Raw genomic sequence first — 26,546 nt, forward strand, 5'->3', positions numbered from 1 at the left:
AAACCGGGGACAGAAAATGGCATCGATTCGGACAAAATGGGGGGATGAATCAGACAGGTTGAATGCAGATCTTTCTGCATTAGTCGGCAAATTGACGTCAGAAAGCCGCTGTTGCCACCACGTTTGCCACGGCTGGCGCGGCGGGTAGGCTATAGAAGGGGCTGATATGTGGCTGATTTCCTACAGAAAAATCAGCGACCTTGGATGCGCGGACGACTGTCCGGGTTTCCGGGGCCATACAGGTTACGGAAGCGGTGCTTGAATCCGCGGACGATCAACGGAGAAGGACCCTCCCAGCCCATGCCTGCCGCCGATACCTACCCCCTGACCAGCGCTCAACGGGACATCTGGCTCGACCAGTTGAGCAAAGGCGATTCTCCGCTCTATACCATCGGCGGCTATGTCGAACTCACGGGCGAGCTGCGGCCGGACACCCTGCATCACGCGTTGCAGCAACTGGTGGCGGCCAACCCGGTGTTGCGCACCGAGCTGCTGCCAGGTGCAGGTGCCGACGGCCTGCCGATGCAGCGCTTCGCCGAGCATGCCACGTTGGCGTTGCCTGTGCTGGACCTGTCGACTGAAGCCGACCCGGCAGCCGCGGCCACGGCATTGATCCAGGCGCAAATGGGCCAGGGGTATCGCTTCGACGGCACGGCACTGCTGCGTTTCGCCCTGATTCGCCTGGGCCCCGAACGTCATTGGCTGGCAACCCAGGCCCACCACCTGATCCTCGACGGCTGGGGTTTCGGGCAGATGCTCAAGGCACTGGGCGAGCATTACACGGCGTTGCTCGAGGGTGGCGAGGCGCCACGGGCCCAGGTCGGTTATGCCGACTTCATCGACGAAGACCGCCAGTACCAGGGCTCGATGCGCCAGGCCCGCGATCGCGCATATTGGCTCAAACGCTTCGCCAGTGTGCCGGAGCCGCTGCTGGCAGCGCGTCACCATTACCGTCGAGCCACCGATGAAGCACCTTCGCGCACCTGGGTTCAGGCGTTTCCCGATGCGTTGCATGGGCGCATGAAGCGCCTGGCCGAGGCTCACCAGGCCTCGGCGTTCCATGTCCTGCTGGCTGCACTGCATGTGCTGTTCTCCCGTAGCGCACAACGCGAGGACTGGGTGGTGGGGCTGCCGCTGCTCAATCGTGGCGGTGCACGTTTCAAGGCCACACTGGGGACCTTCGTGCAGGTCAGTGCGGTGCCCCTGGCGTTTGCCCCGACACTGAGCTTCGCCGAACTGGTGGTTGCGATACGCGATACCCTGCGCCGGGATTTTCGCCATCAGCGACTGGCCGTGAGTGAGCTGAACCGAGCGCTTGGCCTGTTGCGCGAGGAACGCGGGCAATTGTTCGAGGTGTCGGTCTCCTACGAGCAGGACGATCACGACTACCGCTACGGCGCGGCCAGCGCCCACACGGTGAAGGTCTCCAACAGCCACGAATCCACGCCCTTGGCCATCCACCTGCGCAGCAATCGCCATAACGACAAGGCCTGGTTGCATCTGGTGCATCACCGCGCCTGGCTGGCAAGCGACGAGGCCGAGGCATTGGCGCAGCGGCTGCTGCATGTGCTCGAGCAAGGCTTGGCGACACCGGCGTTGGCGGTTGCCGATTTCGACCTGCCGACACCTGCCGAGCATCGCCAGATGCAGGCGTGGAATGCGACGGGGCGTGCCGTTGGCGAGCCGGTCGTGCACCGCCGGATCGAGGCCCACGCGGCGCTGATGCCCGACGCCATTGCCACTGTGCACGAAGGGCGCAGCCTGAGCTACGGCGAGCTGAATCAGCGGGCAAATGCTCTGGCCCTGCGTCTGATCGAACGAGGTGTGAGGCCCGAGCAGCGCGTGGCAGTGGTTGCCCGCCGTGGCCTGGATACCCTTGTGGGCCTGCTGGCGATACTCAAGGCGGGGGCAGCCTACGTACCGATCGACCCGGCGCATCCGCGCGAGCGCATCGCATATCTGCTTGAAGACAGCGCGCCCGTGGTACTGCTGACACAACAGGACCTGCTGGCGCGTCTGCCGCGCCATGAGCTGCCGCTGATCGAACTCGACGCCTGCCCGGCAGCCACGACCATTGTGGACAACCCTCGCGTGGCGGGGCTTGGGCCCGAGAGCCTGGTCTATGTGATCTACACCTCAGGCTCCACCGGCCAACCCAAGGGTGTGATGGTCGAACACCGCATGCTGGCCAATCTGGTCGACTGGCATTGCGAGGCCTTTGACCTGGGCGTCGGCGGGCACACGTCGAGCCTGGCCGGCTTTGGTTTCGATGCCATGGCCTGGGAGGTCTGGCCAGCCTTGTGTGCGGGGGCGACGCTGCACCTGGCGCCCAGCAGCGACGGTGGCGAAGATATCGACAACCTGCTGCGCTGGTGGCGTGCCCAGCCACTGCAGGTCAGTTTCCTGCCAACACCGGTGGCCGAACACGCGTTCACCCAGCACGATCACCCGACCCTGCGTACCCTGCTGGTGGGGGGTGATCGGCTGCGCAGCCTGTCGCGTGAGCGGGCCTATGCGGTCATCAACAACTACGGCCCTACCGAAGCCACGGTGGTCGCCAGCTCCGGGCGGGTGACGGCGGGTGGTGCGCTGCATATCGGCACGCCTGTGGCCAATACCCGGCTGTATGTGCTCGATGCGCAGCTCAAGCCATTGCCGGTCGGTATCCCGGGCGAACTCTATGTAGCAGGCCTGGGGGTCGCCCGCGGCTACCTGAATCGCCCGCAGATGACCGCCGAGCGTTTCCTCGACGACCCGTTCAGTGATGAGGTCGGTGCCCGGATGTACCGCACCGGCGACCGCGTGCGCTGGCTTGCCGACGGCACCCTGGAGTACCTGGGGCGCAATGACGATCAGGTGAAGATTCGCGGTGTACGCGTTGAACTCGGTGAAATCGAGGCTGCGCTGACCCGCCACCCGCAGGTGCGTGAAGCGGTGGTGCTGCTGCGCGATGGGCAACTGCAAGCCTGGTTCATTGGCGATGCGGTTACCCCCGGCGACCTGCATGAGCACCTGCGCGGGCTTCTGCCGGTGGCCTTGCTGCCAGCCGGCTACCAACGCATCGAGCACTGGCCGTTGACCGCCAACGGCAAGCTCGACCGTCGCGCCTTGCCGGCGCTGGATGAAACCGCATCGGTACGTCGCGCCCATGAAGCGCCTCGCGGCGACGTGGAGGTCCGCCTGGCTGCGCTCTGGAGCGAACTGCTGGGTGTGCAGCGCATTGGCCGTCACGACCACTTCTTCGAGTTAGGGGGCCATTCGTTGCTGGCGGTGCAACTGGTCGAACGCATGCGCCAGCAGGGCCTGCAGGCTGACGTGCAGGTGCTGTTCGGCCAGCCGACCCTGGCAAGCCTGGCCGCCGCCAGCCAGCGTCTGCTCGCGCAGGTGGAGGATAACCGCGTACCCGCTGACTGCACCCATATCACACCGGCGCTGCTCAGCCTGGCTTCGCTGACCCAGGGCGAGATCGACGCCATTGTCGCGGGCATACCGGGTGGCGCAGGCAATGTGCAGGAAATCTACCCCTTGGCGCCGTTGCAGCAGGGGCTGCTTTATCACCACCTGCGCGACAGCCATGACCCTTATCAGCAACAGGCGCTGTTCGCCTTTACCGACCGCACGGCGTTCGAGGCATTCGCTCAAGCGTTGCAGCAGGTGGTCGAGCGTCACGACATCCTGCGCACCAGCCTGGCTTGGGAAGGGCTCGAGCAACCGCAGCAAGTGGTCTGGCGTCAGGCGCAACTGCCCGTCGAGGTGTTGCGGATCGGGCCGGGCGACACGGCGCAGGAGTTGTCTGCACATTACTCAGCGGCCCAGCGCCCGCTGGACCTGCGTCATGCGCCGATGATGGCGCTGGCGGGGGCTGAAGACCGTGAGCACGGTCGTTGGCTGGGGTTGTTGCGCTTCCACCATCTGGTCAACGATGCGGTGTCGGTGCAGGTGTTGCTCGGCGAGCTTCGGGCCTTGATGAGCGATCAGGGGCATGCGCTGCCGGCGCCTGTGCCTTATCGCAACTACGTCGCGCTCAGCGGCGCCGAGGTGCGGCAGCAAGGGCACGAGGTGTTCCTGCGGGCATTGCTGGCAGGTGTCGAGGCACCGCCGACGTTGCCGGGGATAGTAGAGGACCAGGTGCAGGCGGACGCGCTGGAGAGCCTCGCGCATGAGGTTCCGCTGGTGCTGACCGAGGCCTTGCGCCGCCTGGCCAGGCAGCAGGATGTCGGGCTGGCCAGCCTGTTCCACCTGGCTTGGGCGCAGGTGCTGGGGGCACTGGGCGGTCGTGACGACGTGGTGTTCGGCAGCGTGTTGCTGGGGCGGATGATGGCGGGTGAGGGGGCCGACCGAGCGTTGGGCATGTTCATCAACAGCTTGCCCCTGCGGGTGAGCCTGGCGGGGCGCAGCGTGGCGCAGGCGCTGGCCGACACCCATGCCGGCCTTGCCGGGTTGTTGGGCCATGAAGACGCACCCTTGCTGCTGGCCCAGCGTTGCAGTGGGCTGCCAGCGGGTGTGCCGCTGTTCAATAGCCTGATCAATTTCCGCCATGGGCTGGCGGCCGAACAATCGACGTTGCCAGGGGCTCGCTTGTTGGAGGCCAGCGAAGTACACAGCCATGCGCTAGTGCTGTCGGTGGATGATCAGGGTGAGGCCTTGCACCTGAGCGTTCGTGCGCCGCGAGCATTGGGTGCAGCGCGTGTGCTGGCCTATCTCGAACGTACCCTCGAGGGGCTGGCCGAGGCGCTGGAGCAGGGTGGTTCGGCACCGATCGAGCAGTTGTGCAGTGTGCCGGAGAACGAGCTGCACCGGCTGCTGCACGACTTCAATGCCACCGAGGAGCCCCATGAATTGATGCACAAGACCCTGCCGGCGCTGTTCCAGGCCCAGGTGCTGCGCACGCCCGATGCCGTGGCGCTGCAGACCGACGAGGCGACGCTGAGCTACCGTGAACTCGACGAGCAGGCCAACCGCCTGGCCCATCACCTGGTGGCCCTGGGCGTACAGCCTGACACGCGAGTCGGCGTCTGCATCGAGCGCGGCCTGTCGCTGCTGGTCGGGCTGCTGGGCGTGCTCAAGGCCGGCGGTGCCTACGTGCCGCTGGATCCTGGTTACCCGGATGAACGCCTGCGCTACATGGTCGAGGACAGTACACCGCTGGCAGTGCTGGTCCACGGGGCCACACGTGGCCTGTTCGATCCGTTGGCGGTGCCGCTGGTGGATCTCGATCAGGGTGTCTGGCAAGCGCAGCCTGCCCAGGCCCCTCAGGTGCCGACACTGACGCCTTCGAACCTTGCCTACGTGATGTACACCTCCGGCTCGACCGGCATGCCCAAGGGCGTGATGATCGAGCACCGCGGGCTGGGCAACCTCATGCACTGGGGCTCGACCATCTGCCCGCCGCGTCCGGGCGATGCGCTGTTGCAGCGTGCGCCGTTCAGCTTCGACGGTTCGGTCTGGGAGTTGTTCTGGCCGTTGTGCGCAGGCTTGCGCCTGGTGCTGGCCCGCCCTGACGGTCATCGCGATCCGGCTTACCTGGTCCAGCTGGTCCAGGCTCGCCAGGTCACCACGATCAAGTTCGTCCCGGCATTGTTGCACCAGTTTCTCGAGCAGCCGGGCGTCGAACGCTGTACGAGCCTGACCGACATCTTCTGTGGCGGGGGTGAGTTGACCTTGACGCTGGCTGCCAGCTTGCGCCAGCGCCTGCCGCAGGTGCGCTTGCACAACGTTTATGGGCCCACCGAGGCTACGGTCGACAGCACGGCCTGGACGCTCGAACCGGATCAACCGCTGCCGAGCACGCCACCGCCGATCGGCCGGGCGATCGCCAACACCCGGCTCTACGTGCTGGATGCCCATGATCGACCGGTGCCACTCGGCGTGGCAGGTGAGTTGCACATCGGCGGCGTCGGTGTGGCACGCGGCTACCTGGGGTTGCCGGTGCTGCAGGCCGAGCGCTTCATCGACAGCCCGTTCGTCGAGGGCGATCGGCTGTACCGCACCGGGGATCTGGTGCGCTACCGCGAGGATGGCGAGCTGGAGTTCCTCGGGCGCAACGACTTCCAGGTCAAACTGCGTGGTCTGCGCGTCGAGCTGGGTGAGATCGAGGCCCTGCTGGCCGGGCATCCCGCTGTGGGCCAGAGCGTGGTATTGGTGCGCGACGAGCGTCTGGTCGCCTACTTCACCTGCCGGGAGGGGCAACCCGCCCCGGCACTGGATACGTTGCGCAGCCACCTGCTGGCGCGGCTGCCGGAGTACATGGTGCCCTCGGCCTTCGTCGCCCTGGCCGACATGCCGCTCAGCCCCAACGGCAAGATCGACCGCAAGGTGCTGCCTGAGCCTGGAGCGGAATCGGTGATCAGCCGCGTCTACACGGCGCCACGCAACGCACTGGAGCAGACCCTGGCGCAGATCTGGAGCGAGGTGCTGAAGGTCGAGCAGGTTGGGCGGGACGACAACTTCTTCGAACTGGGCGGGCATTCACTGCTGGCGGTGAATCTGGTGGCGCGCATGCGCCAGGCGGGGTTGCAGGCCGACGCACGTACCTTGTTCCGCCAGCCCACGTTGGCGGGCCTGGCGGCCAGTACCGGGTGGGACAAGCCGCAGGTCGAGATCGCGGCCACCACCATCCCGGGGCTGAAGGCACGACGCAGGATCTGAGGCGGGCAAGGGGCTGCGTGGCAGCCCCGCACCCACTGTGCCGGCGAATGACTGCTCCACTGTGCTTGACCCCATGGCGCCAGGGGGTAAGGCTACCCGGGTCCGCATGGAGAAAAAAATGGACCTGTCGAGCCTGCTGCTGTTCATCCCCGCCTGTTTCGCCCTGAACATGGCGCCGGGGCCTAACAACCTACTGTCGCTGCACAACGCCAGCCGCCACGGCTTGCGCACTGCCTGCCTGGCGGGGGGCGGGCGTATCCTCGCCTTCAGCGGCATGATCACCTTGGCGGCGATGGGGCTGGCGGTGGTGCTGCATACCAGCGAATACCTGTTCCTGAGCATCAAGCTCATGGGCGCGGGCTACCTGTTCTATATCGCCTGGCAATTGTGGCGGGCGCCCGTGGCAGAGGTGGCCCATGCCGGCGGGCAGTCGCGCGGCACCTGGAGCCTGGCACGCCAGGAGTTCTGGGTGGCGGCGGGCAACCCGAAAGCGATCCTCATATTCACCGCCTTCCTGCCGCAGTTCGTGTCGGTCGGCAGTACCACCCCGGTGAGCGAGCAGTTCCTGTGGCTGGGGTTGTGGTTCCTGTTGCTGGAATGGGCGGCGATCGCGATCTATGCGGCGCTGGGTGCCTACCTGCAGCGCTGGTTCAACCAGCCGCGGCCACGGCGGCTGTTCAACCGGATCAGCGCATCGTTGCTGGGATGCGCAGGGCTTGGCTTGCTGGCGGCGCGGCGATAGCCCCTCAAGATAGCCCCTCAACCGGTCTTTTCGCAGGTATCGACAGGCAAAGCGGGTTGCTCGCGCAGCGCCGACGCCACGACGAACGCCAGGGCCACCAGTGTCAGGACCGGCAGCATCGCCAGGCGCAAGCCATGATGTTCGCCGATAAAGCCCAGCAGGGGCGGGCCGACCAGAAACGCCAGGTAACCTGCCGTTGCCGCCAGCCTGACCCGTTGATCGCTGTGAGCACCACTTTCCCCGGCTGCCGAGATCGCCAGGGGAAAACCCAGCGATGCGCCAATGCCCCAGAGCATCACGGCGGCTGCGGCGATCCACTGCACGTCGCAGAACACCACCAATGCCAGGCTGGCTGCGCCAAGCAGTGCGCTGGCGCGCAAGGTGAGCGTCCGGCCAAAGCGGCGCACCACCGGCGCACCAGCGAATCGACCCAGGGTCATGCCCAGGGTGAATACCAGGTAGATCAGCGTGCCGGTGGTTTCTGCGAATCCGTGGCCGTCGATCATCAGCAGCGGCAGCCAGTCATTGGCCGCACCCTCGGCCAGCGCCATGGCCAGTACCACGAAGCCGATCAGCAACAGGCGTCGGTCGCTGAGCAGGGCGCCCCAGGCAAACTCGGCTGTCTGCGTTGTCGGTTGATTCGCTGCTCCTTCACTGGCCCGAGGGGCGTGAGGGGCAAGGGCCAGGGTCACCACGGCCGAAAGCAGTGCGGCGACGATCAGATGCAGGTCCAGGGGCACCTGCAGCGCGGTCATGCCCATGCCGGCCAGCGCGCCCACCAGGGTGCCGAGGCTGAAGAAACCGTGCAGGGTAGTCATGATCGGTGCATCGATTTCCCGCTCCACGGCTGCACCTTCGATGTTCACTGCGATGTCCGCCCAACCCATGCCGATGCCGTAGATGAACAGCCCGGCAAAGGCGCACCAGGCACTGTTCAACTCGCTGCTGCCGGCCAGCACCAGCATGCCTGCGGACAGCCCGAGCAAGCCGGTGCGCATCATCCGGTGTGCACCAAAGCGGGCGATCAGGCGTCCGGCACTGAGAATCCCGCACATCGCTCCGGCTGAAAATCCGAACAGGATCATCCCCATCTGTTCGGTGGAGGCCGACAGGCCGTCGCGCAGGGCAGGGGTGCGGGTGACCCAGCTGGCGAGGGTCAGGCCAGGGAGCAGAAACAGCAGATACAAGGCGTAGCGGGCCAGGCGGTAGTTGGCGGGCATGGTACAGACTCGTTGGAAAGGTTTCGTACGGGCGTACGAATAAATCGTACGGATGTCCGAAAAGGGCGTCAATCCTGTATTGAGTCGTGTGCTGGCTGAATGTTCAAAGACTCCAGAGGCAACCGGCGCCTGGCCGGTCGCGGTCAGGAGAACAGGTCGGCGCCGGTGGATGCCGCGTCCAGCATCGCCTGCAACTCGGCTACCCGGCGCTGGTGACGGGCGATGGCCGCAAGGTGTTCATCGATCTGCTGGCGAATGACTGCCGGGTCTTTGGCCTTCCTCGAGAGCCGCTCGATCCGCCTGGACAAGCCAACCTTCTTATCGGCCTCCAGGCGTGCCGACTCGTCCATCTGGGCGATGAGTGCCTGCAGGTCGTCCAGGCCATGGACGTTGCAGAACAATCCCGTCGCCTGGCGGTAAACCACCGACTTTCGGGCTCTGTCCAGCAGTTCGAAGACATTGCTCAGGGTGCCGGGGCTTTTGCCGTCCCAAATCATCAGGCCGAAATCGGCGGCTTCTGCCATTTCCAGGTCCTTGGCAGTGTAGAACGCGCGGCCCTTGGCATTGGCGGGTGGGCAGACAGCCACGAGTGGCCATGCACCAAGATTGTGGCGAGGCGTGTCACCGGTGCAGTACACCGTGACAGCGGCGTACTGGCGTTTGGCGAAATACTGCTGCACGCATTTGTCCACGCCTGCGGCATCACCGACCAGCACTTCGTGGCCACTGGCAACGATATTGTCGAGTCGCGCCTCGACCTGAGGGTCGAGGCGCTTGAGCGTGATCGAGCCGGAGATGAAAACCTTCGGCATCAATGCCTCCGTGTAAGGGTGACGACTGCAATTGAGCGGATGCTAGCGTATCCGCGCAGGGCGGTACAGGCGGCTTCCAGCGAGGCGCCAGTGTCGAACAGATCGTCGAGCAGCAGGACATTGCACGGGTGGAGTTTGTCTTGGGTGACAAAGCAACCTTGCAGTGCAGCGCAGCGCTCTTCATAGGTCGCCAGGTCTTTCATTGCGACGGTGCTGCTGTGCTTGATCAGTGTCTGGTCGCAGTACTCGAGCTCCAGCAACTGGGCTACCCGTTCTGCCACCGCGTGCACGGGCTGGCGAGTACGCTGGCGGCTGGCGGGCATGGGCAGCACGACATCCACCGGGACATTCTGTATCGCCTGGACGACAGATTCTGCGAGGAAGTCCACCAGGTCGTAGTCGTCGCGGTACTTGAGCTGGAACACCGCCTCGCCGATGGCGGTGCGGGTGGTGTCGAACTGCATGTAGCCCTGGGCGTTTTCGCCGACCGGCACGCTGCAGACGATGTGTTTGTCGAGGCTGATACCGTAATCCCAGGCGTCGTTGCCCGGCAGCGTGCGAATGTCCATGTGAGGCTTCCTTGTCGTTGATATGCCAGAGACTTTCTAACGGCCATCAATCAGCCGTGGTGGCAATGTTGCGACGGGGAAGTCCCGATTTCGACTTCACGCTTTCCGTTTTATGGGTAGGAAAATTCTGAGCTATCCGTGTGTCGCCCTCGCCGGCCAGTGGTCACGAGCCCGGCTAGACTGCTCAGGATCATCCACCGATCCGGGGGCCTGCCATGCCGAGCAAGAACACCATCTGCCTGTGGTTCGACAGCGATGCCGAGGCGGCGGCGAAGTTCTACGCCGCTACCTTCCCCGACAGCCGTGTGCTCGCCGTGCACAAGGCACCGGGCGACTACCCCTCGGGCAAGGAGGGTGATGTGCTTACGGTGGAGTTCATCGTGATGGGCATTCCGTGCCTGGGTCTCAATGGCGGGGCCGCGTTCAAGCACTCCGAGGCGTTTTCGTTCCAGGTGGCCACCGACGACCAGGCCGAGACCGACCGCTACTGGCACGCGCTCATCGATAACGGTGGCCAGGCCAGCGTGTGCGGCTGGTGCAAGGATAAATGGGGGCTGTCGTGGCAGATCAGCCCGCGAGTGCTGACCGACGCGGTCGGCGGTAGCGACCGCGCGGCAGCCAAACGGGCGTTCGAGGCGATGATGGAGATGGACAATATCGACATCGCCACGATCGAGCGGGCAATCCGGGGCTGACAGGCCTTGCCTGCCAGCCCGCGAGGGTCAGAAGCTGTACTTGGCCGTCAGCATCAGGTTGCGCGGATCGCCGAAGGTGTCGCCGCCGTAGTCCACCGACTTGGAGATGGACGAGTAGTACTTCTTGTCGAAGATGTTGTTGGCGTTGAGCTGCAGGTCCAGATGCTGGTTGACCTGGTAGCCGGCCAGCAGGTCGGTGACCGCGTAGCTGCCCTGTACCAGCCGATAGTTGCCGCCATCGACCGGGATGTCGTTGTACATGCGGCTCTGCCAGGTGATGCCGCCGCCCACCCGCAGCTTCTCCAGCGGGCCCTGGAAGCGGTAGGTGGTGAACAGCTTGAACTGGTGCTCGGGCGTGTCGGATTTGAGCGGCTTGTTGACGCTGGCCGGGTTCTTCTCGTCCTTGATGGTGTGCACGCGCGCGTAGGTGTAGCCGGTGCCGATCTGCCAATGGTCGGTCAGTGCGCCCTGCAGCTCGAAATCGATACCCTGGCTGCGGACCTCGCCCGAGGCTTCGTAGCAGGTCATCTGCGGGCAGTTGGCCGCACCGATCTCGACCTGGCGGTTTTCCTGATCGATACGGAACACCGCAAGGCTGGCGTTCAATGCACCGTCGAAGTATTCGCCCTTGATGCCGACTTCATAGTTCTTGCCGACGATCGGGATGATCGGCTTGCCGGAAACGTCCTTGCCGCTCTGCGGGGTGAAGATGTCGGTGTAGCTCACATACACCGAGTGATGCTCGTCCAGGTCATAGATCAGGCCGCCGTAGCGGGTGACGTTGCGGGTCACCTTGTAGTCGCCGTCGTTGCTGCCGCGCTGGTCGTAGTCGTACCAGTCCAGGCGCCCCCCGAGAATCAGCTTGAGCGGGTCGGCCAGGCTCAGGCGGGTGGTGGCGTAGACGCCTTCCTGGTTGATCAGGTAGCGACTGTTTCCGGTGTGCAGGAAGTTCGGCTTGCCGCCGTCGAGCGGATAGTTGGTGTCATAGGGGCTGTAGTCGCGCTCGTTCATGTCGTAGATGCGCTTGCTGGCACCCAGCACCAATTCATGGGTGCGGCCCAGCAGCTCGAAGGGGCCGCTGGCGAAGGCGTCCAGGCCCAGCTGGTTTTCGTCGTGCGCGGACTGGTAGACCGTCCTGCTCAAGGTCTTGGCAGTGTTCCAGCGCGACTGGTAAGAACCGCGGAACAGTGCGTTCTGCTCGCTGTAGTTGGCGTTGACCTGCAGTTTCCAGTCGTTGGCCAGGTGCTGGCGCACTTCGGCGAAGAGGGTGTTGATCTCCTGGTCCTTGTCTTCCCAGTCGGTGCCGGGGTTGTACGAACGGGACACATCCAGGTGATGGCCGCTGAGGTCGGTGGGGATCGCGCCCCAGAAGAAATTGGTCTTGTCCTTCTGGTGTGAAAAGCCCAGGGTCAAGGTGGTGTCATCGCTCAGGTCGGCTTCGCTGATGGCATAGAACAGCCCGTGGTTTTCTTCCTGGCCATCACGGAACCCGTTGGCATCGCGGTAGGAGGTCACGATTCGGCCGCGCAGGGTGCCGCTGTCGTTGAGCGGGCTGGAGGCGTCGAGTTCGCCACGGTAGTTGTCCCAGCTCCCGGCCGCGCCGGTCACGGTGACTTTCTGCTCGGCCAGCGGGCGCTTGCGCACCAGGTTGATGGCCGCTGATGGTGTACCGGCGCCTGTGACCAGGCCGGTAGAGCCGCGAACCACTTCGACGCGGTCGAACATCGCCAGGTTGGGTTGGGCGCCAACCACCCATCCGGTATAGGCGCTCGGGATGCCGTCGTACATCAGGTTGTCGACGTCGAAGCCCCGGGCGGTGTAGCTCTGGCGGCCGGGGCCGCTGGACTGGTTGAGGAACAGCCCAGGGGTGTAGCGGGCCACGTCGTTGATGCTGGTCATGTTCTGGTCGTCCATGCGCTGACGAGTGATCACCGTGACCGCCTGTGGCGTCTCGCGCATGGTCAACGGCAGCTTGGTCGCGGTGTTCATGGCGCCGGTGGTGTAGGACGTGCTGCCTTCGGTGGTGCTGCCCAGCCGGTTGTCAGTGATCTCGGTGGCGCCCAGTTCCAGTGTTCCGGGTGGTTGCTGGTCGTCGGCCATGGCATGGGGCAAGGTGCTGATACAGATGGCCAGGGTCAACAGGTTGGGCGCGAAACGACGAGGCGGAGCAGCAGGGGTCATGCCAGATATCCTTGTTGCTAGTACTTATGAGAATGATTAGCAATAAGTGTGTCAGGATTTGTCGCGGTCCGAAAGCGTGGTATGCCAAAAAAATCGCCAAATTTTTCACATTCGTCCGTGGGTTGCAGGATCGCGGGGCGTCCCGAGGCTTGCGCAAAGCGAGTAGAATCCGCGCTTGATCAAGTGTGTGAGGTCCATGTGGAGCTGCAGCAGGGTTTTGTCCTGACCCGTCATTGGCATGACACCCCCGACGGCACGTGCGTGGAGTTCTGGCTGGCCACCGACCAGGGCCCCCGGCGCGTGCGCCTGGGCGCGCAGGTTTCGGTGGCGTTCGTGCCCGCACAGCAGGCCGCCCACGCGCAACTGTTGCTCGCCGATGAGCCGGGCGCAGAGTTGCGCCCCCTTGAGCTGCGCGACTTTCAGCAGCGGCCGGTCATGGGCCTGTACTGCCGCCAACACCGCCAGCTGATGGCCTTGGACAAACGCCTGCGCACGGCCGGCGTCGAGGTGCTGGAGGCTGATATCCGGCCGCCGGAGCGCTATCTGATGGAGCGCTTCATTACCGCGCCGGTGTCGTTCGGTGGTCGTGTCGATGCCCAGGGAGCGGTCGTGGATGCACAGCTCAAGCCTCATCCGGACTACCGACCGAGCCTGCGCCTGGTGTCTCTGGATATCGAGACCAGCGAACGTGGCGAGTTGTACAGCATCGCGCTGGAGGGGTGCGGCCAGCGTCAGGTCTATATGCTCGGCCCTGCCAACGGCCAGGCGCAGGTAGAGGATTTCGACCTGCACTACTGCGCCGACCGTGGCCAGTTGCTCGAATGCCTCAACCACTGGTTGGCACGCCATGACCCGGACGCGATCATCGGCTGGAACCTGGTGCAGTTCGACCTGCGCATCCTTCACGATCACGCTCGGCAATTGCAGGTGCCTCTGTGCCTGGGTCGCGACGGTGCGCCGATGACCCTGCGCGAGCATGGCAGTCGTACGCATTTCTTCGCCGACGCGCCGGGGCGGCTGTTGATCGACGGCATCGAGGCCCTGCGCTCGGCGACCTGGAGCTTCCCCTCGTTCAGTCTGGAAAACGTTGCCCAGACCCTGCTGGGGGAAGGCAAGGCCATCGACACCCCCTACCAGCGCATGGATGAGATCAACCGGATGTTCGCCGAGGACAAGCCGGCCCTGGCGCGCTACAACCTCAAGGATTGCGAACTGGTCACCCGCATCTTCGAGCACACCCGGCTGCTCGACTTCCTTCTTGAACGTGCCACGGTGACTGGCCTGCCGGTGGACCGCAGCGGCGGCTCGGTGGCGGCGTTCTGTCACCTGTACATCCCGGCCATGCACCGGCTGGGCTTCGTCGCGCCGAGCCTGGGCAGCCGCGAGGGGGAGGCCAGCCCGGGCGGGTTCGTCATGGACTCGCAGCCAGGCCTTTACGAGTCGGTGCTGGTGCTGGACTACAAGAGTCTGTATCCATCGATCATCCGTACCTTCCTGATCGACCCGGTGGGGCTGGTGGAAGGCTTGCGTGAGCCCGATCAGGCCAGCTCGGTCGAGGGCTTTCGTGGCGCTCGCTTCTCGCGTACCCGCCACGCTTTGCCGGCCATCGTCGAGCGCGTCTGGCAGAATCGCGAGGCGGCGAAGAAAGCGGGTAACGCCCCGTTGTCCCAGGCCCTGAAGATCATCATGAACGCCTTCTACGGTGTGCTTGGCTCCAGCGGTTGCCGGTTCTTCGACCCGCGCCTGGCCTCGTCGATCACCCTGCGTGGGCACCAGATCATGCGCCAGACCCGCGCCTTGATCGAAGCACGTGGTTATGACGTGATCTATGGCGACACCGACTCCACCTTCGTCTGGCTCAAGGGCGCGCATGACGAGGATCAGGCGACGTGTATCGGGCGTGCACTGGTGGCCGAGGTCAACCAGTGGTGGCGCGAACACCTGCGCCAGGAGATGGGCCTGCACAGTGCGTTGGAGCTGCAGTTCGAAACCCACTACCGGCGCTTCCTGATGCCGACCATCCGCGGCACCGAGGAGGGCAGCAAGAAGCGCTATGCCGGGTTGGTGCAGCGCGCCGACGGTCAGGACGAGGTAGTCTACAAAGGGCTGGAGTCGGTACGCACCGATTGGTCGCCGCTGGCCCGGCAGTTCCAGCAGGAACTGTATGGCCGGATTTTCCGTGGCCAGCCCTATCGCGACTATGTGCGCGATTATGTACGACGCACGCTGCTGGCCGAGCAGGATGAACTGCTGGTGTATCGCAAGCGCTTGCGTCGTCCGTTGCAGGACTACCAACGCAACGTGCCACCCCATGTGCGCGCCGCGCGTCTTGCCGATGAATACAATTTGCGCCTGGGGCGCCCGCTGCAATACCAGCGCGGCGGCTGGATCAGCTACGTCATCACCACGGCTGGCCCGGAGCCCCTGGAGAACCTGCAGTCGCCAGTCGATCACGAGCACTACCTGAGCCGTCAGTTGCAGCCGGTGGCGGATGCGATCCTGCCGTTCGTGGGGGATGACTTCGCCAGCCTGACCGATCGCCAGCTCCTGCTCTTCTGAGGGGGGGCGGCTGCCGCCGGGGTGGCATCTATCTACTGCCCGAGCATGGCCGCTGCCACCTAGCCTGCGCTTCTTTTCCAAGGAGCGCTACGCCATGACGACCCCCCGCGTACAGCACGAACAAGACGCCACCGCCGTCCCTGATGTTCACGCACTGCATCAGGACGCCGTGATTGGTCAGCGTTTGCCGGACTGGCTACGCCAGGCTTCCCCGGAGCAGGTCAAGCACCTGTACGAGGCGATGAGGCTCAGCGTGTATTTCCAGGCGCGGGCCCAAGCCATCATGGGGCAGTTGGACAGCCTGGACAGCTTTGCCGAAACGCGTTTGGCCGAGGCCCTCAGGCCCCATGTCGATGGGCCGTTCGATGTCCGCGCGTTGCAGTTTCGTCGTGGTCACCGCGAGCCAGTGCTCACCTCGATACCCATCGGTTACCCGGTGACGGAGCCGGTGTACACGCAAATGCCCCTGGTCGAGGCGGCGCTGCGCAATTTCCGCGAGGAGGAAACCGAGGACGGCGGGCAGTTACCCGGCAACCGGCTAAGCGATCCTCGCAATGCATCTGCCCGGCTGCCCAACGCGCGCCGTTTTGCTGCATTGTGCCGGTCTCTGGACCTGGGCGGTCAATACCAGCGCCATTTGCACACCGTGCTGGAGCGGGACAGCCATTCGGGCGCTGCCGCCGAATCGGTGTTCGGCCGGGCCCATCGCTACGGCATGCTGGCTGATGCCTGCGTTGCGCGGCTCAAAGGTGTTCTGAGCGAGGACGAATACCTGCTGGTGCACAATCTCTGCGCGCAGAAAGCCTCGTTGACCTTCGAAGGACGTCCGGTGCAGTGCAAGCGCCTGAGCCTGCTGGCGTGCACCCTGGAGCAGATCGTGGTGCTGGATGTTCGTGACGAGATCTTCAGCCCGCTGTACAGCTCCAGCTACCGCGTGCTGGTCCACATTCCGGGCGATCCGACGACTCCGTGGAGCGCATTCCCCGACCTGCGCCACTTTGCCAATGACCTGGGCAAGCGCCTGCGCCTGCCCGGGTACCAGCGTTTCTTCAGCCGCTTTGTGTTGCGCCGCGATGCGCAGTCGTTCTTTTCCGCCGTTGTTTCGGGCTACCAGGGCGTGTCGGACCTGGCAAACATTGCACTGGAAGAGCATATGCACCCCTGGGAGATCACCGACCAGGCTACTGCCAGTACCCTGGAAGGCTCGCTGTTCAGTGCGCTGGGCCGTGCGCGCATTGCGCAGGTCAAGGCCGATGCGGCGATGATTGCCGTGCCCTCGGCTGCGGTGGATGAACAGGTCCGGCGCGAGCACGATCGGCGCTTGTCCGCAGAAGGCTGGGCTTTGCTCAATATAGCGGGGCTCTTCGTGCCGGCCCTGGGCGCGGTGTTGCTCGCAGTGACCGCATGGGAACTGCTGGGTGAGGTCTACCACGGTGTCGAGGCCTGGCACGAGGGGGATAGCAGCGAGGCCCTCGATCACCTGCTCAACGTCGCCGGCGATGTAGCCATGATTGCAGCCACGGCGGCAGGTGCGCAGGTGGCGCGAGCGGCCTGGAGCCGTTCGGCGCTGGTCGATAGCCTATTGCCGGTCCGGCTGGAGGACGGCAGCACGCGGCTATGGAAGGAGGACCTCACGCCATTTCGCAATGCGCCGCCTGCCGGGGCGCTGCGTGACGACCAAGGTGTATACCGTGCTGGCGAAGGTTGCTGGATTGAAATGGATGGCCAGCACTATCGGGTTGCGCAGGGTAGCGATCAGCGCTGGCGCTTGCAGGGTGACGACAACCACGCGCCTGTGCTCAGACACAATGGTGCGGGCGGCTGGCGGCTGTGGTGGGAGCAACCACTGGAGTGGGATGAGCCTCGGCGTTCGTTCCGGCGCCTGGGGCATGACTTTGCCGAGCTGGACGACGACCAGATCGACGAAATCCTGCTCGCCCACGACATACAACCGCAGCATCTGCGCGCGGTCCATGTCGAGGGACGTGTGGCCGATGGCGAATGGCTGGACAGTGTCGTCCGCTATCGGCTGGACCTGCGCATCCGTCGAGTGGTCAGCCAATTGCGCAGTGGGATCATGGCCACCGACGAGACTGTACTCGATCAGGCACGGTTGCTGTCCGGCGGCGCTGATGCCTCCGACCAGGCATTGGCGGAGCTGATCTGGTCCGAACGCAGGCGTCTGTTCGAGCAGTTGTATGCGTTGGAGCAGCCAACCGGAGACGCGGGCGTCGAGCGTCTGTGCCGACAGTTCTCTTCACTGCACAGTCGGGCGGCCTCGCAACTGTTGCGCGAAGCCAGTGTGGTCGATCGTGGGCGCTTGCTGGACAACGGCCGGGTGGCGATGGACCTTGCCTCTCAGGCGGGCGCTGCGGTGTGGCGTATCAGGGTGGCCCGGGTGTTCGAGGGGTTGTACTTGGATGCCAGCCAGAATGCCGATCTTGCCCGCGTTGCGCTGCAGGTGCTGGACACACTGCCGGGTGCTTCGCGAAACGTGGCCTGGCGCTTGTGCGAGGGCTCGGCGGACGGCCCGGTACTGCTGTCGATAGACCGCGCACAGACCGTTCGCACACTGACCCTGGTTCACACCGATGGGCATTTCCAGTTGCTCGACGGTGCAACAGAGGTGGTGCTCAAGGAAGGCGAACTGTTCGACGTCCTGAGTGGCGGGGTGGACGACGGGCAGCGGGAGGCCCTGGGGTTGACCGAGCCCTTGGCCCACAACCTGCGTGTGACCCTGGCGCGCGCGACGGCGGCCCGTCGCTCGGAAGTGGTGGGGATGCTCGGCAAGCGCGCCTCTGCAGGCTGGTTCCGGGCGCCGCAACGTCTGGCGGATGGGCGAGTCGGTTACCCGTTGAGCGGTCGCGGCGCCGGACGTGGGCGATGCCGGCCGTTGTTCGGCAGGGTGCGTAACCTGTACCCGAACCTGAGCGACAACGAGGTGCGAACCTGGCTGGTCATGCTCGGCAACGGCGGCACAAACATTCACACCGAGCTGACTCGGCTAGAGGATGAGATGGCTTTGCTGGAGACGCACCTGCAGTTGTGGGCCAATCAGCCTGGCGGCCTGAGCGCCCGTGGAGAGCGAGCCTACCTGCGCGATGCCTTGCTCGCGGCCTGGCGGCGCACCCTGCCCAGAGTGTACGACCAGTTCGGGCGCGTGATCGGTCAACGTCTGAACCTGTGGGCCGTGTCATTGCAGTCGCTCCCGGAGATTGCGCAACAGGTCAGTTTCGATCATGTGGTGTCGTTGTCGTTGCGCGGCATTGGCTTGACCGAGATTCCCAGCACCTTCATGCGGGCGTTCGGTCGCCTGGAAGTCCTCGAGTTACCCAGCAACAGGCTTACCCGCCTGCCGCCGCGGTTACGTCACCTCTCGCGACTGCGGGAACTGGACCTCACCGGCAATCGGATCGTGCTGGACGATCGCCAGGCAGCCACGCTGTTGCAACTGACGCATCTGAGGTTACTGGATTTGTCGTACAACCCGTTGGGGCGTAGTTTTTCCGTGGCAAGCATGCCACATCTGAGCTCCCTTCAGCTGGCGCACACCGGAATCAGCCAGTTGCCTGACGGTTTGCTGAGTCGCGGCTCTCTGGCGATCGCTGACCTGCGTCACAACGCAATTGTCGAACTTCCCGACCACTTCTTCAGTGCCCCTAGGTGGTATGCCCGCTCGGTGCTGTTGAGCGATAACCCGCTGAGCACCACCTCTACCCAGCGCCTGCGCAGCTTCATGATTCGTCATCAACTGATGGTTGAAGAGGAGCTGGAAGCCGAGAATGCCGGCGATCAAGCGGGGGGTGTCGCTGCTACGCTCGACAGAGCACGCGGTATCTGGAGACAGGTGATCGATGCAGGTTCCACCGCACTGTTCGACGAGCATTGGAATGGGCTGGCCGAGGCGCCGGGCAGCGCCGATTTCATGGACCTGTTGCGCCGCCTGCCCGAAACGCTGGATTTTCGCAATCACGGCACAGACCTTGGGCGGCGAGTGAACAGCATGATTCTGGCGATGCGCGAGCATGAGCAGTTGCGCGAGGAACTGTTCACCCAGGCGATGTTGCCCAGGACCTGCCAGGACAGTGTCATCGGGAACTTCAGTCGGCTGGAAGTGCGCATGCTGGTCTGGAAGGCACTGGTTGACGCCCGGGGCGGTGCCCAGGATGCGGCATTGGTGCACCTGGGGCGGCAGCTGTGGCGCCTGGATGAAATCGAACGGATTGCCGTCGATGACATTGCCGGTCGTGTGGTCGCGGGGAGCGACCCCGATGAAATCGAGGTCGAATTGGCCTACCGGGTCATGTTGCGCGATGAGTTCGATCTGCCTGCACAGCCGTCGGACATCGCCTACCAGCAGACTGCCGGCTTGAACCCTGAGCGTTTGGCTGCGGCCCGCCGGCGGCTGCGCGAGGGGGAAACCGAGCAGGCCATGGTCGAGTCGCTGTTCATGCGTGAATTCTGGACCGAGCACCTCAAGAACAGCCATCAAGAGGAATTCGACGCCATCAAGAGGCCGTTCTTCGAGCGTATCGAGGTGGCTCAGGAGATGGCTGGCGATGACTCGACAGGCACTCGGTCCTATGACGATACCTTGCAAGCCTTGAGTATCGAGGTTCAACGACTTCAGGCTCAGTCCGCCGAGCTTGACCTTCAACGCGGCGGCCTGACGGGGGATGCCCTGGAGGCCCATCTGCAGCGGCACGCGGATATCGACCGACAACTGCGCGAGCAGCGTGCCAGCCTTCAGATGCGCTTGGCCGATGGCGAATTTGCCGAGCGCATGCGCGCCTTGGGCACTGGCATGGATTCCCAGACCTTTCGCGAAACGATGGACCTGTTGTCGACCGAGCACGATGCGGCGGTGCAGGCACGCATCATCGAACTGACCCGAACGGCGCTGGCGCAGAACCCGTCGCAGGTAACACCGCCGACTTCCGAGCCGCAGCCGGGTCCGAGCCGTGGCAGCGGCATGGGCTGAGAGGCGAGGGTGCCAGCGTTCATTGTTGGGCTATGCTCTGCAGTGGGGGGCGGGCATTTCCGCACGTCCCGAGCGAAGGCCTGGACACCGGAAGTTACCTTTGCACAGCGCATGTTCCACTTCAGGTGGTTTAGGCTCCGTGTCGGATCTTTCTCTATGATCTGTAGTCATTGATATATCGAGAGAACAAGGAGATACACATGCTCGTCCGGTCACTGACCCTCGCCACTCTGCTTGCCGTCGCTGCCCCGCTGCTGGCTGCCGACAGCGATGCGCCCCTGGCCAAGGAGCTGGGCAAGGCACGGCCATTGGTCGTGATCGCCCCCAGCAGCGCCGACCCGACGTTGCGCGGGTTGGAGGAGGCCATGAAGGATCCGGCCACCCAGGCCGGGTTCAAGGAGCGCAACCTGGTGCTCTTCAGCGTCGCCCAGATGATGGGTAAACGCGAAGACAAGAACCTCGAGCAGCAGACCACCATGGCGCTGATCCGCGAACTCAAGCTTGGCGCGAGCAAGGGCACCAAGGTGATCCTGATCGGCAAGGATGGCGAGCGCCACATGCTCAAGGATGATGAAAGCGGTGAGAAGATCGACCCGCAGGCGATTTTCAAGGCCGTTGACGAACTGCCGGCGGCAGAGAAAGCCATTGCTGCCCCCGAGCCTGTAGCCGCTGCCCCGGCCTCGGAGCCCAAGGCGAAAGAAACTGGCAAGGCCGCCAAACCGGCCAAGCCGGCAGCACCGCCCAAGCCACTGGACGACTGAACCGCCAGCGCCGGTCTTTGCAGACCGGCGTTTTTGTATCCCACTGTATCAGCGGGCCCCGGTGACCGATTGCCATACAAATTCCCTCGCTTCTCGATACATCGGGGACACACCACTGCGGCGAAATGAGCTGACCTTTCGACCGACGTGGAGCTTCGCCATGACCGCCATCTGCAATCTTCTCCCGCCGCTCTGCCGTCTCATTCGAAACATCTGACTTTTCGCCGGTTAGCGCGCGGGGCAAGCCATCTTCCATCGTTCAACGGGAGGCGGCTTGCCCCGCGGTCGTTTCCGGCCCCTGCGGAGACTTTCCCCATGCATTCCGAACCCTTGCTCACCGGCCTTGGCTTGCGCCGCGGCCTGCTGGCTGAACTGCTGAAACTGGAGCCGGGCACCGTGGACTTCCTCGAGTGCGCCCCGGAGAACTGGATCAATGTCGGTGGCGCCTTTGGCCATGGGCTGGCGCAGCTCGCCGAACGTTTCGCAATCGCCTGCCATGGCTTGTCACTGTCGCTGGGCGGGCCGGAGGCGCTGGACTTGAAGCTGCTCGATGGCACCCGGCGCTTCATGGACCGTTACCAGGTGAAGCTGTACAGCGAGCACCTGAGCTATTGCAGCGATGACGGTCACCTCTACGACCTGATGCCGATCCCTTTCACCGACGAAGCGGTCCGCCATGTCGCTGCGCGTATCCGTCAGGCCCAGGATTGCCTGGGCAGGCGCATCGCCGTGGAAAATATCAGCTACTACGCCGCGCCCTACCAGGCGATGAGCGAGTTGTCGTTCATCTGCGCGGTGCTCGAGGAAGCCGACTGTGACCTGTTGCTGGACGTCAACAATGTCTTCGTCAATGCCTGCAATCACCGGTACGACGCATTGACCTTCCTCGAAGGGCTGCCGCGCGAGCGAGTGGTTGGCATGCATGTGGCGGGGCACTACGACGAGGCAGCGGACTTGAAGGTGGACACCCACGGCGCTGCGGTGAAGGAAGACGTATGGACGCTGTTCTCGATTGCGTGCCAGCGCTTCGGCAATCAGCCGACCGTACTGGAACGCGACTTCAACTACCCGCCCATGGCCGAGCTGCTCGCCGAGACTGCACGCATCCGGGCGCTGCAACAGGCTGCCGGAGGGTTGCGCCATGACTGAACTGCGCGAGCAACAATTCACCCTGGCCCGTCACCTGCGCGACCCGCAGCGTCATCCGGGGCCACCCGGTATCGAGGAGCGGCGGTTGAAGGTCTACCGCGAGCTGTTCTACGGGGCCATCGAGGGCCTGCTGGCCGGCGGTTTCCCGGTGATGCGCAAGACGTTGGGCGATCAGGTCTGGCATGCCCGGGTGCGTGATTTCTATGCCAACTATCGCAGCCAGACCCCGTTGTTCACCGAGGTCGCCGAATGCTTCATCGACTACCTGCAGGGTGTCGAGCTGGACGCACCCTGGCAACTGGAACTGGCGCATTACGAGTGGATCGAGGCGTACTTGAGCCTCACGGATGCGCAGGACCCCGCACACGATCCGCACGGCGACCTGCTTGACGGGGAACCGCTGCTATCCTGTGTGGCCCAGGTGCTGGCTTATCAATGGCCGGTAGAGCGAATCGGCCCTGACTATCAGCCAGAACAGGCGCCTGAGGTGCCGACTCTGCTGCTGGTGCACCGCGATGCAGGGTTCAAGGTGCACTTTTCCCGCCTGGCACCCTTGGCGTGGCAGCTGTTGAACGCATCGGGCAGCGGGCGTGAGCGCTTGCTGGCACTGGGCGGCGAGGCGTTGCTCGAAGGCGGCAAAGCGATGCTTGAAGGGTTGCGCGCCCAGGGTGTGATCATCGGAACCCGGGCGGCCTGACGAGTCGCCTCAAGCTTTGCGGGAAGACACAAAGCCCACGCCTGTTGCCAGGCGTGGGCTTTGTGTTCTGCGGGCCTTGATCAGCCGTGCTGCCAGCGACGGGCCAGCCAATGATCCAGGCTCAGGCGGCCGGATCCCTTGAGTATCAGCGGCAGCAAAGCCACCAGGTAGATCAGCGGCAGCTTGAAGTTGCCGAAGCCGCGGTCGGTAATGGTATAGCCCTGGGCCAGCTCAGCCAGCGATGACCAATGTGCCGGCCAGTGCACGGAGGCGATCGCGACGACCGTCACCACGGCCAACACCACCGAGGCCAGCCGTGTACCGAAGCCCAGCAGCAGGAGCAGCGGGCAGATCAGCTCGGCCCACATCGACAGTTGCCAGTTGAATTCAGCGGGCAGCACGTTGAACGGGAAGGGAAAGTTGGCCTGCAAGTCGACGAACCAGTTGTTGCCGTTGAACTTCTCAAGGCCTGATTCGAAGAACTCCCAGGCCAGGAACAGCCGAAGGGGCAGGTCTGCGCTCCAGTTGCCGGTGTTGTCGATGCGTGAAAGGGTGCGGTTGATCAGCGTTGTCATGGTGCAGGCCTCGCTTCAGCAGGAAAGGGCAGGTTTGGCGCGGCGCAGGTGTTGAGCGCGCTTGGCGGTGAGCTTGAGGACGATGGCAGCGAACATCAGGGCGAATGCCAGCGGGTACCAGCCGCCCATCGGGATGCGCTTGTAGAACGACAGGCAGAACACCCCGGCCAGCACCCAGGTGCCGGTGCTGTGCAGGCCTCGCCACAGACGGCCGCCGAGCAGGCGCATGGCGCCTTTGAACGAGGTCAGGGTCAGCAGCAGGATGAACAGGTAGCCAACACTGCCGGGAATGTTGGCCACTGCGGTGCGGCCGGCCCAGAACAGCTCCGGGAAGCGTTGCGCATAGAGGTAGATCAGTACCCCGTGAACCGTGTGGGAGAAGGCGAAGGCCAACCCGAGGAAGCGTCGCTCACGCAGCACCTGGCGACTGAAGACTCCAGGTAACAGGGTCACCAGCGAGGAGGCGAGAAACGTCAGCAGGAACAGCGCGAAGGAGCTGCGTGCGGTGGCGCGGATGGCTGTGCGCAGGGCTTCGGCAGAGCCGACGGGGTGCATCGACAGGGCCAGCCCGGTCATCAGCAGGGTCAGGCCGGCAAGGGCAGCGAACAGCTTCCAGCCGGAGGGTAACGCGAGGTTTTTCATGAGCAGCTCCCAGGTCTGCGACGGCGAAGGCCGTGGCGTTGTTGTGGCTGGGAGTGTGTTGGCGAGGGGTATCTGCAGTGTGTCGGCGGGGCGGGGGTTGTGTATCGGTGTGTAGCGTTGGGCGGGTGTGCTACAGATCCATACATGAACCGACCGTGGGAGGGAAGCCCGCTCCCACAGACAGCCCCACTTCTACAGGTGGGAGGGTGGCAGTTCTACCTGGGCGCACAGCCCGCCGCTTTCACGATTGCTCAGACTCAGTCGTCCACCCATGGCCTGGGTCAGTTGATGGGCAATGGCCAGCCCGAGTCCGGTCCCGCCGGTGCTGCGATTGCGCGAGCCTTCGACCCGATAGAAGGGTTTGAGCACCTCGCTCAATTCCTGTTCGGGAATCCCCGGGCCGTCGTCGAGCACTCGAATGAGGGTATCGCCGGTACTGCCGTGGCTGACCTCCAGGCGCGCAGAGCCGGTGAACTTCAAGGCGTTGTCCAGCAGGTTGACCAGGACTCGGCGCAAGGCATGCGGGCGGGTGTGCAGCACCGTGTCGGTGTCACCGCAGCGCACGACCTGCGCGCCGCTGTCCTGGTAGTCGAACACCAGGCTGTCGAGGAACGCGTCGAGATTGACCTTGCAGGGCTGTTCGGTGCTGCTGTCCATGCTGCGGGCGTAGGCCACCCCCTCGCGCACCAGATGCTCCATGGCGCTCAGGTCGTTCCACAGTTTGTCCTTTTCCAGCCCGTCATCCATCACTTCCACGCGCAGCTTCATGCGTGTGATCGGTGTCTGCAGGTCATGGGAGATGGCCGCCAACAATTGCATGCGCTCCTTGAGATAAGCGGCGATGCGTGCCTGCAGGGCGTTGAAGGCCACGGCGGCGTACTTCACCTCGCGCGGGCCGCTCTCATCCAGCTGTGGGCCGGGCTTGTCGGGGTCGAGGTGATCGACGGCCTGGGCCAGGCGCGTCAGGGGGCCGATCGCCAGGCGTACCGCAAGCCAGGTGCACAGCAGCAGGACCGCCAGCTGGAACAACAGCACCACGGGTAGCCAGGTGGCCAGTGGCACCGGCGCCGGGGTGACGTCGATGGTCAGCGGCGCGCCGTCGGCGAAGTCGAGATGAGCCTGGAAGTGTGCGTTCGGCCCAGGGATTTCCTGGAAGGTCAGTTGATAGTCCTTGCCAATCGCCTTGACGATCGACTCTGCTGCCATGGGCGGGTCGGCGCTGGGCATGCTCTGGCCGGCGAGGCCTTGGTCGAGGCGGTAGCGGTAGTTGTGACGCTCCAGGCGCGGCAGCCACGCAGCACGTTCGGCGGCGGGCAGGCGGTCGAGGATGGCCACCGAGGTGGCGACGTCCATTTCCAGGTTGCTCAGCATCATCGAGCGGCTGCTGACGTAGCGCTCGTAGAACTGAAGGCCGAACGACGAGCCGTAGGCCAGCACCAGCCCGGTCAGGAAGATCAGCGCCAGGCGCGAAGCCAGAGTGCCTGGCCACTTCATGTCGGCGACTCGATCAGCGAGACCGGCAGCGAGAACACATAGCCCTCGCTGCGCACGGTCTTGATGCAGGTCGGCTCGCGCGCGTCGTCGCCCAGGCGCTGGCGCAGCCGGCTGACCAACAGGTCGATGGAGCGGTCGAAGATGTCGGCTTCACGGCCCTGGGTGAGGTTGAGCAGTTGCTCGCGGCTGAGCACCCGCTGCGGATGGTCGAGGAATACCCGTAACAGGCGATACTCGGCACCGCTCAAGGCCACGAGGGTGCCTTCGTCGTCGAGCAGGTGGCGGGCGGTGGTGTCGAGGCGCCATTGGCCGAAGGCGATCAGCCGGCTGCTTTCGCTGATGGTGAGGTTGGGCGGCAGCATGCGCGTGCGACGCAGCACTGCATTGATGCGCGCCAGCAGCTCGCGGGCGGAGAACGGTTTGGTCAGGTAGTCGTCGGCGCCCATTTCCAGGCCGATGATGCGGTCGGTCTCGTCGTTGCGGGCGGTCAGCATCAAGACGGGCGTGTTGCGGTGCTTGCCGGCACGGAGTTCGCGACACAGCAGCAGGCCGTCATCGCCGGGCATCATGATGTCGAGCACGATCAGGTCGACGGAGTTGCCTTCGAGAAAGCTGCGCATCTGCCGGCCGTCGGCGACGATGCTCGTGCGCAGGCCGTTCTTCTTCAGGTAGTTGCCGACCAGCTCGCGAATTTCGCGGTCGTCGTCGACGATCAGGATGTGATCGACGTGTTCCATCATGGTGGTCCTGTAATGAGTGCGATGGGCACAGTGTAACGAGGCTCGGCTCGCTTGCCTGCGGGTGTTTGTATTGCAGTGTAT

16 protein-coding genes are annotated in these 26,546 nt (G+C 64.3%); 8 read left to right on the forward strand and 8 right to left on the reverse strand.

All coding sequences use genetic code 11. The features are described 5' to 3' along the window. The first annotated feature begins 300 nt into the window (after positions 1-300). Positions 301-6,648: an amino acid adenylation domain-containing protein gene (locus ACPZMI_RS24980; protein WP_426353252.1), complete on the forward strand. Its 6,348-nt coding sequence runs from the start codon at positions 301-303 to the stop codon at positions 6,646-6,648. Between the two features lie 118 nt (positions 6,649-6,766). Next, positions 6,767-7,390, forward strand: a complete 624-nt coding sequence (locus ACPZMI_RS24985) for a LysE family translocator (RefSeq protein WP_186709683.1) — start codon at positions 6,767-6,769, stop codon at positions 7,388-7,390. A gap of 17 nt (positions 7,391-7,407) precedes the next feature. On the opposite strand, the gene ACPZMI_RS24990 is transcribed toward ACPZMI_RS24985, so the two are convergent. The 3 genes from ACPZMI_RS24990 to ACPZMI_RS25000 form a co-directional block, all read right to left on the reverse strand. Then, positions 7,408-8,610: an MFS transporter gene (locus ACPZMI_RS24990; RefSeq protein ID WP_426353253.1), complete on the reverse strand. Its 1,203-nt coding sequence runs from the start codon at positions 8,608-8,610 to the stop codon at positions 7,408-7,410. Between the two features lie 143 nt (positions 8,611-8,753). After that, positions 8,754-9,422 (reverse strand): hypothetical protein, encoded by a 669-nt coding sequence (locus tag ACPZMI_RS24995; RefSeq protein ID WP_426353254.1) that lies wholly within the window; start codon positions 9,420-9,422, stop codon positions 8,754-8,756. Beyond that, positions 9,422-9,991, reverse strand: coding sequence for a ComF family protein (locus ACPZMI_RS25000; protein ID WP_186665008.1), 570 nt, complete (start codon positions 9,989-9,991; stop codon positions 9,422-9,424). The genes ACPZMI_RS24995 and ACPZMI_RS25000 overlap by 1 nt, the downstream gene beginning before the upstream one ends. Before the next feature lie 215 nt (positions 9,992-10,206). On the opposite strand from ACPZMI_RS25000, the gene ACPZMI_RS25005 reads away from it, so the two are divergent. Further along, on the forward strand, positions 10,207-10,686 hold the full coding sequence (locus ACPZMI_RS25005; protein WP_426353255.1) for a VOC family protein: 480 nt from the start codon (positions 10,207-10,209) through the stop codon (positions 10,684-10,686). A gap of 27 nt (positions 10,687-10,713) precedes the next feature. Here ACPZMI_RS25005 and ACPZMI_RS25010 read toward each other — a convergent pair whose 3' ends face one another. Beyond that, a complete protein-coding gene (locus tag ACPZMI_RS25010; RefSeq protein WP_426353256.1) occupies positions 10,714-12,867 on the reverse strand; it encodes a TonB-dependent siderophore receptor in 2,154 nt (717 codons plus the stop codon). Positions 12,868-13,065: 198 nt separating this feature from the next. On the opposite strand from ACPZMI_RS25010, the gene ACPZMI_RS25015 reads away from it, so the two are divergent. The 5 genes from ACPZMI_RS25015 (at position 13,066) to ACPZMI_RS25035 (ending at position 23,014) form a co-directional block, all read left to right on the forward strand. Further along, the gene (locus tag ACPZMI_RS25015; protein WP_426353257.1) at positions 13,066-15,426 is read left to right on the forward strand and encodes a DNA polymerase II; all 2,361 of its coding nucleotides are present in this window, start codon (positions 13,066-13,068) and stop codon (positions 15,424-15,426) included. A 94-nt stretch (positions 15,427-15,520) separates the two neighbouring features. Next, positions 15,521-20,407 carry an NEL-type E3 ubiquitin ligase domain-containing protein gene (locus ACPZMI_RS25020; RefSeq protein ID WP_426353258.1) on the forward strand — a complete coding sequence of 1,629 codons (4,887 nt, stop codon included), beginning with the start codon at positions 15,521-15,523 and terminating at the stop codon, positions 20,405-20,407. Positions 20,408-20,607: 200 nt separating this feature from the next. Further along, positions 20,608-21,168, forward strand: coding sequence for a DUF4174 domain-containing protein (locus ACPZMI_RS25025; RefSeq protein WP_186708203.1), 561 nt, complete (start codon positions 20,608-20,610; stop codon positions 21,166-21,168). A 315-nt stretch (positions 21,169-21,483) separates the two neighbouring features. Next, on the forward strand, positions 21,484-22,317 hold the full coding sequence (locus ACPZMI_RS25030) for an HvfB family MNIO-type RiPP peptide maturase (protein WP_186664996.1): 834 nt from the start codon (positions 21,484-21,486) through the stop codon (positions 22,315-22,317). Further along, the gene (locus ACPZMI_RS25035; RefSeq protein ID WP_426353259.1) at positions 22,310-23,014 is read left to right on the forward strand and encodes an HvfC family RiPP maturation protein; all 705 of its coding nucleotides are present in this window, start codon (positions 22,310-22,312) and stop codon (positions 23,012-23,014) included. Before ACPZMI_RS25030 ends, ACPZMI_RS25035 begins: the two co-directional genes overlap by 8 nt. 80 nt (positions 23,015-23,094) lie before the next feature. Here the strand turns inward: ACPZMI_RS25035 and ACPZMI_RS25040 are convergent, their stop codons facing one another. From ACPZMI_RS25040 to ACPZMI_RS25055, 4 genes are all read right to left on the reverse strand, one after another. After that, positions 23,095-23,589, reverse strand: coding sequence for an HvfX family Cu-binding RiPP maturation protein (locus tag ACPZMI_RS25040; RefSeq protein WP_186664987.1), 495 nt, complete (start codon positions 23,587-23,589; stop codon positions 23,095-23,097). Positions 23,590-23,604: 15 nt separating this feature from the next. Further along, entirely contained in the window at positions 23,605-24,231 is a 627-nt protein-coding gene (locus ACPZMI_RS25045) for a ferric reductase-like transmembrane domain-containing protein (protein WP_186664985.1), read from the reverse strand. Between the two features lie 192 nt (positions 24,232-24,423). Further along, a complete protein-coding gene (locus ACPZMI_RS25050; protein ID WP_426353260.1) occupies positions 24,424-25,725 on the reverse strand; it encodes a sensor histidine kinase in 1,302 nt (433 codons plus the stop codon). Then, the gene (locus ACPZMI_RS25055) at positions 25,722-26,462 is read right to left on the reverse strand and encodes a response regulator (protein ID WP_186664981.1); all 741 of its coding nucleotides are present in this window, start codon (positions 26,460-26,462) and stop codon (positions 25,722-25,724) included. The genes ACPZMI_RS25050 and ACPZMI_RS25055 overlap by 4 nt, the downstream gene beginning before the upstream one ends. Positions 26,463-26,546 lie beyond the last annotated feature (84 nt).

This window comes from Pseudomonas wayambapalatensis (assembly GCF_049942315.1).
GTDB classification, from domain to species: domain Bacteria; phylum Pseudomonadota; class Gammaproteobacteria; order Pseudomonadales; family Pseudomonadaceae; genus Aquipseudomonas; species Aquipseudomonas wayambapalatensis.

What these genes read in the sequence shown, in the direction of transcription:
- ACPZMI_RS25000 (WP_186665008.1), bottom strand. Translation starts at nt 9,991, where the DNA reads ATGGACATTCGCACGCTGCCGGGCAACGACGCCTGGGATTACGGTATC.
- ACPZMI_RS25020 (WP_426353258.1), top strand. Translation starts at nt 15,521, where the DNA reads ATGACGACCCCCCGCGTACAGCACGAACAAGACGCCACCGCCGTCCCT.
- ACPZMI_RS25010 (WP_426353256.1), bottom strand. Translation starts at nt 12,867, where the DNA reads ATGACCCCTGCTGCTCCGCCTCGTCGTTTCGCGCCCAACCTGTTGACC.
- ACPZMI_RS24990 (WP_426353253.1), bottom strand. Translation starts at nt 8,610, where the DNA reads ATGCCCGCCAACTACCGCCTGGCCCGCTACGCCTTGTATCTGCTGTTT.
- ACPZMI_RS24980 (WP_426353252.1), top strand. Translation starts at nt 301, where the DNA reads ATGCCTGCCGCCGATACCTACCCCCTGACCAGCGCTCAACGGGACATC.
- ACPZMI_RS25055 (WP_186664981.1), bottom strand. Translation starts at nt 26,462, where the DNA reads ATGGAACACGTCGATCACATCCTGATCGTCGACGACGACCGCGAAATT.
- ACPZMI_RS24995 (WP_426353254.1), bottom strand. Translation starts at nt 9,422, where the DNA reads ATGCCGAAGGTTTTCATCTCCGGCTCGATCACGCTCAAGCGCCTCGAC.
- ACPZMI_RS24985 (WP_186709683.1), top strand. Translation starts at nt 6,767, where the DNA reads ATGGACCTGTCGAGCCTGCTGCTGTTCATCCCCGCCTGTTTCGCCCTG.
- ACPZMI_RS25045 (WP_186664985.1), bottom strand. Translation starts at nt 24,231, where the DNA reads ATGAAAAACCTCGCGTTACCCTCCGGCTGGAAGCTGTTCGCTGCCCTT.
- ACPZMI_RS25035 (WP_426353259.1), top strand. Translation starts at nt 22,310, where the DNA reads ATGACTGAACTGCGCGAGCAACAATTCACCCTGGCCCGTCACCTGCGC.
- ACPZMI_RS25030 (WP_186664996.1), top strand. Translation starts at nt 21,484, where the DNA reads ATGCATTCCGAACCCTTGCTCACCGGCCTTGGCTTGCGCCGCGGCCTG.
- ACPZMI_RS25040 (WP_186664987.1), bottom strand. Translation starts at nt 23,589, where the DNA reads ATGACAACGCTGATCAACCGCACCCTTTCACGCATCGACAACACCGGC.
- ACPZMI_RS25050 (WP_426353260.1), bottom strand. Translation starts at nt 25,725, where the DNA reads ATGAAGTGGCCAGGCACTCTGGCTTCGCGCCTGGCGCTGATCTTCCTG.
- ACPZMI_RS25025 (WP_186708203.1), top strand. Translation starts at nt 20,608, where the DNA reads ATGCTCGTCCGGTCACTGACCCTCGCCACTCTGCTTGCCGTCGCTGCC.
- ACPZMI_RS25005 (WP_426353255.1), top strand. Translation starts at nt 10,207, where the DNA reads ATGCCGAGCAAGAACACCATCTGCCTGTGGTTCGACAGCGATGCCGAG.